This window comes from Marinobacter sp. UBA5687 (genome assembly GCF_002420325.1).
In the GTDB taxonomy this organism is placed as follows: Bacteria; Pseudomonadota; Gammaproteobacteria; order Pseudomonadales; family Oleiphilaceae; genus Marinobacter; species Marinobacter nauticus.
Genome location: NZ_DIHV01000109.1, coordinates 1 through 7772, shown reverse-complemented (window position 1 = coordinate 7772; position 7772 = coordinate 1). Strand labels below are relative to the sequence as shown.

At 57.0% G+C, this 7772-nt stretch carries 6 protein-coding genes; 3 read left to right on the top strand and 3 right to left on the bottom strand.

Translation table 11 applies throughout. The features are described 5' to 3' along the window. Window positions 1–243: 243 nt before the first annotated feature. On the top strand, window positions 244–1104 hold the full coding sequence (gene folD, locus B3Y70_RS11150; protein ID WP_023009946.1) for a bifunctional methylenetetrahydrofolate dehydrogenase/methenyltetrahydrofolate cyclohydrolase FolD: 861 nt from the start codon (window positions 244–246) through the stop codon (window positions 1102–1104). Between the two features lie 84 nt (window positions 1105–1188). Here folD and B3Y70_RS11145 read toward each other — a convergent pair whose 3' ends face one another. The 3 genes from B3Y70_RS11145 to B3Y70_RS11135 form a co-directional block, all read right to left on the bottom strand. Continuing rightward, complete coding sequence (locus B3Y70_RS11145) at window positions 1189–3369, bottom strand: malate synthase G (protein WP_286896152.1); 2181 nt, start codon at window positions 3367–3369, stop codon at window positions 1189–1191. Window positions 3370–3516: 147 nt separating this feature from the next. Then, window positions 3517–4908: a cysteine--tRNA ligase gene (gene cysS, locus B3Y70_RS11140; RefSeq protein WP_121206794.1), complete on the bottom strand. Its 1392-nt coding sequence runs from the start codon at window positions 4906–4908 to the stop codon at window positions 3517–3519. Then, complete coding sequence (locus B3Y70_RS11135; protein ID WP_286896150.1) at window positions 4908–6587, bottom strand: glutamine--tRNA ligase/YqeY domain fusion protein; 1680 nt, start codon at window positions 6585–6587, stop codon at window positions 4908–4910. The genes cysS and B3Y70_RS11135 overlap by 1 nt, the downstream gene beginning before the upstream one ends. A gap of 161 nt (window positions 6588–6748) precedes the next feature. On the opposite strand from B3Y70_RS11135, the gene B3Y70_RS11130 reads away from it, so the two are divergent. Beyond that, the gene (locus B3Y70_RS11130) at window positions 6749–7249 is read left to right on the top strand and encodes a peptidylprolyl isomerase (protein WP_121206796.1); all 501 of its coding nucleotides are present in this window, start codon (window positions 6749–6751) and stop codon (window positions 7247–7249) included. Next, window positions 7246–7772 (top strand): UDP-2,3-diacylglucosamine diphosphatase (gene lpxH / locus B3Y70_RS11125; RefSeq protein ID WP_288589821.1); only part of this gene is annotated, 527 nt, incomplete at its 3' end. The genes B3Y70_RS11130 and lpxH, both read left to right, overlap by 4 nt.

The following is a 7772-nucleotide window of genomic DNA, read 5'->3' as shown; positions in this document are numbered from 1 at the left end:
TACCAGACTGCGCTATACCCCGTTAACTGAACAACAAGTGCCTCAGCAAAGTTGGCGCGCATATTACCGGCGCCGATCGCGTCCGTCAACACGGAATTGAAAATTCCTTGCCGAGACAGCCTTATAAGAGACCACCCGAAACCGGAGGAGTTCCTGACTACCCCTCCACATTGGCGTTGACCCTGAAGCATGAGACAATGCCCGGCCTTCACTTTCTTACGCCCAAACCGACAAGACGGAAACATGAGCGCCAAACTGATTAATGGAAAAGAAATTGCTGCCCAGGTCCGGCAACAGGTGGCCGCCGGGGTCGAAGCCAGAAAACAGAAGGGCCTGAGAGCGCCCGGGCTGGCCGTGGTACTGGTTGGTCACGATCCGGCCTCCCAGGTATACGTTGGCAACAAACGCAAGGCCTGCGAACAGGCAGGCATCCTGTCACTGTCCTATGATTTGCCGGAAGACACCTCCCAGGCGGCACTGGAAGCACTGGTCGACGAGCTGAATGAAAACCCCGCCGTCGACGGCATACTGGTTCAATTGCCCCTGCCCTCACACCTGGACGCGGACCCGATTCTGGTAAAGATACGCCCCGACAAAGATGTAGACGGCTTTCACCCCTACAACATCGGCCGCCTGATGCAACGCAAGCCTACCCTGCGCCCTTGCACACCGGCAGGTGTCATCACTCTTCTGGACTCCATTGGAACCCCCTATAAAGGCCAGCATGCGGTTATTGTGGGCGCCTCCAACATCGTCGGTCGCCCCATGAGCATGGAACTGCTGCTCAAGGGCGCCACAACAACGGTATGTCATCGGTTTACCGACAACCTCGAGAAATTTGTCGGGGAAGCCGACATCCTGGTGGCCGCAGTGGGCAAACCGGGCATTATCAAGGGCGAGTGGGTCAAACCGGGCGCCACCGTCATTGATGTGGGTATCAACCGGATGGATGATGGCAAGCTCTGTGGCGATGTCGATTTTGACGCTGCAGCAGAGCGTGCGGCTTACATCACCCCGGTACCGGGCGGCGTTGGCCCCATGACCATTGCTACCCTGCTAGAAAACACCCTGTACGCCGCGGACGTGCTGCACGCCGACACCTAACGCGGCATTCTTCGCATTTTTCGTTAAAGGGCACAGGCCCAACAAAAAACCCCGCCGAAGCGGGGTTTTTTATTAGCGGGCGTTTTACTGCCCGTATTTGGCCTTGGCCTTCTGACGATAGGCGTGCAGCAGCGGCTCAGTGTAGCCGGCCGGCTGTTCGCGCCCCTTCAGAACCAGATCTACAGCGGCCTGGAAGGCGATGCTGTCATCAAAGTTCGGAGCCATGTTGCGGTATGCCGCATCACCAGCGTTCTGTTTATCAACAACCGCAGCCATGCGCTTCATGGTTTCCATGATCTGCTCTTCAGAGCAGATGCCGTGGTACAACCAGTTGGTCAGCAACTGCGAAGAAATACGCAGTGTCGCACGGTCTTCCATCAGGCCCACATCGTTGATGTCAGGCACCTTGGAGCAGCCCACACCCTGGTCGATCCAGCGTACAACGTAGCCAAGGATACCCTGGGCGTTGTTGTCCAGTTCCTGCTGAATGTCTTCGGCGCTCAAGGAGGACGGATCCTCCATCACCGGCACAGTCAGGATGTCGTCCAGAGACGCGCGCTGACGGTTAGCCAGCTCTTTCTGCACATCAAACACGTTCACCTGGTGGTAATGAGTGGCATGCAAGGTAGCGGCTGTCGGAGACGGAACCCAGGCGGTGTTGGCACCAGCTTTCGGATGACCGATCTTGGCCTCCAGCATGCCTGCCATCAGATCCGGCATGGCCCACATACCCTTACCAATCTGGGCAACGCCAGACAGACCGGCTTCCAGGCCGATGTCCACGTTCCACTGCTCGTAGGCGTTGATCCAGGCAGCCTGCTTCATCGGGCCCTTACGGATGAAGGGACCCAATTCCATGGAGGTGTGAATCTCGTCACCAGTACGATCCAGGAAGCCAGTATTGATAAACACAGTGCGCTCTTTGGCAGCATGGATACAGGCTTTCAGGTTCACAGTGGTGCGGCGCTCTTCGTCCATGATGCCCACTTTCAGGGTGAAGCGCGGCAGACCGAGAGCGTCTTCAACACGACCGAAGAATTCATTGGTGAACGCCACTTCTTCAGGGCCATGCTGCTTGGGCTTAACAATGTACACAGAACCCTTGGTGCTGTTCTGGAATTTGCCGTCGCCCTTCAGGTCGTGGATGGCGATCAGGGAAGTCACCAGGCCGTCCATCAGGCCTTCAGGAATTTCGCTACCATCCTTCAGCAGAATGGCCGGATTGGTCATCAGGTGACCAACGTTACGAACGAACAGCAGGCTGCGGCCCTTTAGGGTCAGCTCACTGCCATCAGCGCCTGTGTAGGTGCGGTCGCCATTCATGCGGCGAGTCATCATCTGGCCGCCCTTCTCGAAGGACTCTTCCAGATCGCCTTTCATCAGTCCGAGCCAGTTCTTGTAGGCGACAACCTTGTCATCGGCATCTACCGCAGCAACGGAGTCTTCGCAGTCCATGATGGTGGTCAGGGCCGATTCCATCAGAACGTCTTTAACGTGGGCACCGTCATCCTTGCCGATCGGATGGCTGGCATCAATCTGGATTTCGAAATGCATGCCGTTTTTCACCAGCAGAACGCCAGTGGGGGCATCGGCAGCGCCGGTGTAACCCACAAAACCGGCCTCGTCTTTCAGACCGGTCACGTCACCGTTCTGAAGTTTAACCGCCAGCTTGCCGCCGTCGATGTAGTATTTTGCGGCGTCTTTATGGCTACCGGAAGCCAGAGGCGCAGAGCCATCCAGCAGGTTGCGGGCCCACTCAATAACCTTGGCGCCACGAACCGGGTTGTAGCCACGACCCTTCTCAGCACCGTTTTCCTCAGAAATAGCATCGGTACCGTACAGGGCATCGTACAGGCTACCCCAGCGAGCGTTAGCCGCGTTCAGGGCGAAACGGGCATTCATGACCGGCACAACCAGCTGCGGGCCGGCCATGGTGGCGATTTCCGGATCCACATTGGAGGTGGAGATTTTGAAATCCGCCGGCTCATCTACCAGGTAGCCGATGTCTTTCAGAAACGCCTTGTACTCGGCCATGTCCAGTTTCTGGCCCTTGTGCTCGCGGTTCCAGGTATCCATTTTTTCCTGGATTTCGTCACGCTTGAGCAGCAGCTCGCGATTGCGCGGAGCGAGCTCGTTCACGATCTTGTCGAACTCGGCCCAGAACTTGTCAGCGTCAATACCGGTGCCCGGAATCGCTTCGTTATTTACAAAATCGTACAGATTCTTGGCGATCTGGATGCCGCCAACTTGAACGCGTTCTGTCATCGTTGCTTGCCTCAATGGGTTTGTAGTTCCCGACTCCCCTGATGGCGCCTGAAAGCGCGGGGACGTTCTGATTAGAGCGCCGCATTGTACGTGAAATTCCCTACAAGGTCATTCCCACCGGTACAATGCGACATTGCGCGAATCAACTCAGTCCTGGCTCCGGCGCCAGGTGGTTCCTTCACGGCTATCATCCAGGATAATGCCCTTCTCCAGCAGATCATCGCGAATGCGATCAGCCTCCGCAAAGTCTTTGGCTTTGCGGGCATCGGCACGGGCCTGAATCATGGCCTCGATGTCCTCGGCGGTCAGCTCACTGCCGGTATCCGCCTGAAAGAAGGCTTCCGGGTTCTGCTGCAGCAGACCGAGCACAGCACCCAGCCGCACCAGAACGGCCGCGCTGCGCTTGGCGGCTTCTTCATCACCTTCCCGGCGGTAATGATTGATGTCATTCGCCACTGCATGCAGCACGGCAATGGCGCCAGCAGTATTGAAATCATCATCCATGACCTCGGCAAAACGACGGTCGTGGTCCGTTTCCGCTACATCCGCTTCTTTCGCCGGCACGATACCCCGCAGGGCATGATAGAGCTTGGTCAAGGTTCGCCCGGCCTCCGCCAGGTTGTCTTCGGAGTAATCCACCTGGCTGCGGTAGTGGCTGGACACCAGGAAATAGCGAACCACTTCCGCCGGGTACTTTTCCAGAATCTCGCGAATGGTAAAAAAGTTGCCCAGCGACTTGGACATCTTTTCCTTGTTCACCCGAATGGCGCCAGCATGCATCCAGGTGTGCACAAAGGTGTGGCCAGTGGCACATTCTGACTGGGCGATTTCGTTTTCATGGTGAGGGAACAGCAGATCCGGCCCGCCACCGTGAATATCGAAGGTATCACCCAGGCACTTGGTGGACATGGCGGAACACTCAATATGCCATCCGGGGCGCCCTTCGCCCCACGGCGACTGCCAGCTCACCTCGCCTGGCTTGGCGGCCTTCCAGAGCGCAAAGTCCGCAGGGCTGCGCTTGGCTTCCTGCACATCCACTCGAGCACCGGCTACCAGATCTTCCAGCTTTTTCTTGCTCAGTTTGCCGTAATCCGGGAAAGACTCCACGGCAAAGTACACGTCGCCATTATCGGCAGCGTAGGCGTGGCCACCGGCGATCAGCTTCTGGATCATGGCAATGATGTCGTCGATAAAGGCAGTCGCCCGAGGCTCATCATTGGGTGACAGCACGCCGAGCTTCGCCTCATCCTCGTGCATGGCCCGGATCATCCGGTCGGTCAGGTCGGTATACACCTCACCGTTTTCATCCGCCCGGCGCAGGATCTTGTCGTCGATATCGGTAATGTTCCGCACGTAGTGTACGTCGTATCCGCGATGCCGCAGGTACCGAGTCACTACGTCAAACGCCACCAGCACCCGGGCATGGCCCAGATGGCAATAGTCGTAGACAGTCATGCCGCACACGTACATACGAACCTTGCCAGGCTCCAGGGTTTTGAACGCTTCCTTTTGCTGTGTCAGCGTATTGTAGATACGCATTACTTGCCTCCCTTACCCCAGGAATCCCGCAGCGTTACGGTACGATTGAACACCGGCTTGCAAGCTTTTTCAGTCAGTTCCTGGTCGCAGAAAAAGTATCCCTCGCGCTCGAACTGGTACGGCAGATCGGTGCGGGGCTGAGCCAGACTTTTCTCAACGCGGGCACCTTTGAGAACGACCAGAGATTCCGGGTTCAGATGATCCAGAAAATCGCCTTCCTTGTCGCTGTCCGGAGACTCGTGGTTGAACAGGCGGTCGTACAGATTGATATCCGCCTCCACGCTGTCGCTGGCCGACACCCAGTGAATCACGCCGTTGGGTTTGTAGCCCTCTGGGTTCACGCCCAGGGTATTCGGGTCGTATTCGCACTTGAGCTCGACAATCTCGCCGCTGTCATCACGCACAACTTCTTTGCAGGTCATCACGTAACCACCGCGCAGCCGCACCGCCTGTTCCGGGGCCAGCCGCTTCCACTTGCGTGGCGGCTCTACCTCGAAATCTTCCCGGTCAATAAACAGGGTCTGACTCCAGGTCACTTCCCGCTCGCCCATATCCGGATTCTGCGGATGCACCGGCAAAGTCAGGGTCTCCGTCTGGTCAGCCGGATAGTTGGTCAGGGTGACCTTGAGCGGACGCATCACGCACATGGCCCGGGGCGCACGGTTGTTCAGATCTTCCCGGATAGCGTGCTCCAGCATACCGACATCCACGGTGCCGCCGGCCTTGTTCACACCAATCATGTCACAGAAGCTGCGAATGGATTCCGGGGTATAACCGCGGCGGCGCATGCCGGAAATCGTCGGCATCCGGGGATCGTTCCAGCCGTCCACCACGTTTTCATCCACCAGCCGCTTCAGTTTGCGCTTGCTGGTAATGGTGTAGTTCAGGTTCAGCCGGGCAAATTCGATCTGGCGCGGATGACAGGGGATGGTGATGTTGTCCAGCACCCAGTCATACAGCGGCCGGTGATCCTCGAATTCCAGGGTACACAGGGAATGGGTAATCCCTTCCAGAGCATCGGAGATCGGATGGGTAAAGTCGTACATCGGATAGATGCACCACTTGCTGCCGGTCTGGTGATGATCCGCGTAGCGAATCCGGTACAGAATCGGGTCCCGCAGATTGATATTCGGGGATGCCATATCAATCTTGGCCCGCAACACCAGCTCACCGTTCTGGAACTTGCCGTCGCGCATATCCCGGAACAGCTGAAGGCTCTCCTCTACCGGGCGATCCCGGTACGGGCTGTTCTTGCCGGGCTCTTTCAGCGAACCCCGATATTCAGCCATCTGCTCCGCATTCAGGGCACAGACATAGGCCTTATCTTTCTGAATGAGCTCTTCGGCAAAGGCATAGAGCTGATCAAAGTAATCCGACGCGTAACACACCTCGCCGGCCCACTCATAGCCCAGCCACTCCACGTCCTGCTTGATGGCGTCGATATACTCCTGGTTTTCCTTTTCCGGGTTGGTGTCGTCAAAGCGCAGGTTGCACTCACCGTTAAAGGTTTCGGCAATGCCGAAGTTCAAACAGATCGATTTGGCATGACCAATGTGCAGATAGCCATTGGGCTCCGGGGGGAAGCGGGTGACCACCTTGCCGGTGTGCTCCCCTTTGGCGATGGCGTCTTCAATCAGGCTCTGGATAAAGTTGTGGGCTTTCTTCGACTCGGCGCTCATACAATCTCTGTTAACAGGGAATGAATCATGGGAGCTGTCCGGATGCTCCGTTTAAACCGCCTATTATACTCACAAATCCACGCCGGACTCATGCACCGGACGAAACTCTTGAGTACAATAGCCACTTTCAACATTCCGATCCCAAAACACAGGAAACCCTGATGATTCTGCTGCAGACAAACTTCGGTGATATCAAGCTGGAACTGGACTACGAGAAAGCCCCGGAAACCGCTAAAAACTTCGAACAATACGTTCGCGACGGTTTCTATGATGGCCTGATTTTTCACCGCGTTATCAGCAACTTCATGATTCAGGGCGGCGGCTTTGAGCCTGGCATGACGCCGCGCAAAACCCGCGAACCTATCCAGAACGAGGCTGACAACGGCCTGAGCAACATGGTCGGCACCATTGCCATGGCCCGCACCATGGACCCCCACTCCGCCACCGCCCAGTTCTTCATCAACGTTGAGAACAACGGTTTTCTGGACCACACCGCCAAGAACGCAGAGGGCTGGGGCTACTGCGTATTCGGCAAGGTGGCCGAGGGCATGGAGACCGTCAACAAGATCCGCGCCGTTCGCACCACCATGCGCGCCGGCCACCAGGACGTCCCGTTTGAGGACGTAGTGATTGAAAAAGCCGAGGTTCTGGAGGACGCGTGACCACGCTGTTTATCTCGGATCTGCACCTGGAAGAGTCGCGCCCGGATATTACGGGTGCGTTTCTGACCTTCCTCAGAGAAAAAGCCTTGGGCGTTGAGCGTCTATACATTCTTGGCGACTTTTTTGAAGCCTGGATTGGAGATGACGAGCGCACACCGCTGCAGGAACAGGTGGCGGCGGCCTTGCGGGAGGTGCGGGACACAGGCACCGACATTTACCTGATGCACGGCAACCGGGACTTCCTCATTGGCGAAGACTTCTGCGCGCGCGCCGGCGCCACTCTGCTGGATGATCCGACGGTAGTGGATCTGTATGGCACACCTGCCCTACTGATGCACGGTGACAGCCTGTGCACGGCCGATGTGGAATATCAGAAGTTCCGGACCAATATGCGTAACCCGCAAACCGTGAAAATGCTGCTCGCCCGCCCACTCAAAGACCGTCAGCTGATGGCACGGCAACTGCGGGAAATCTCCATGGCGAAGAATCAGGGCAAGGCTGAGACCATCATGGATGTGACCCC

Excerpts from the sequence above, each read along its gene's own strand:
- B3Y70_RS11145 (WP_286896152.1), bottom strand. The coding sequence starts at position 3,369 with ATGACAGAACGCGTTCAAGTTGGCGGCATCCAGATCGCCAAGAATCTG.
- B3Y70_RS11130 (WP_121206796.1), top strand. The coding sequence starts at position 6,749 with ATGATTCTGCTGCAGACAAACTTCGGTGATATCAAGCTGGAACTGGAC.
- folD (WP_023009946.1), top strand. The coding sequence starts at position 244 with ATGAGCGCCAAACTGATTAATGGAAAAGAAATTGCTGCCCAGGTCCGG.
- B3Y70_RS11135 (WP_286896150.1), bottom strand. The coding sequence starts at position 6,587 with ATGAGCGCCGAGTCGAAGAAAGCCCACAACTTTATCCAGAGCCTGATT.
- cysS (WP_121206794.1), bottom strand. The coding sequence starts at position 4,908 with ATGCGTATCTACAATACGCTGACACAGCAAAAGGAAGCGTTCAAAACC.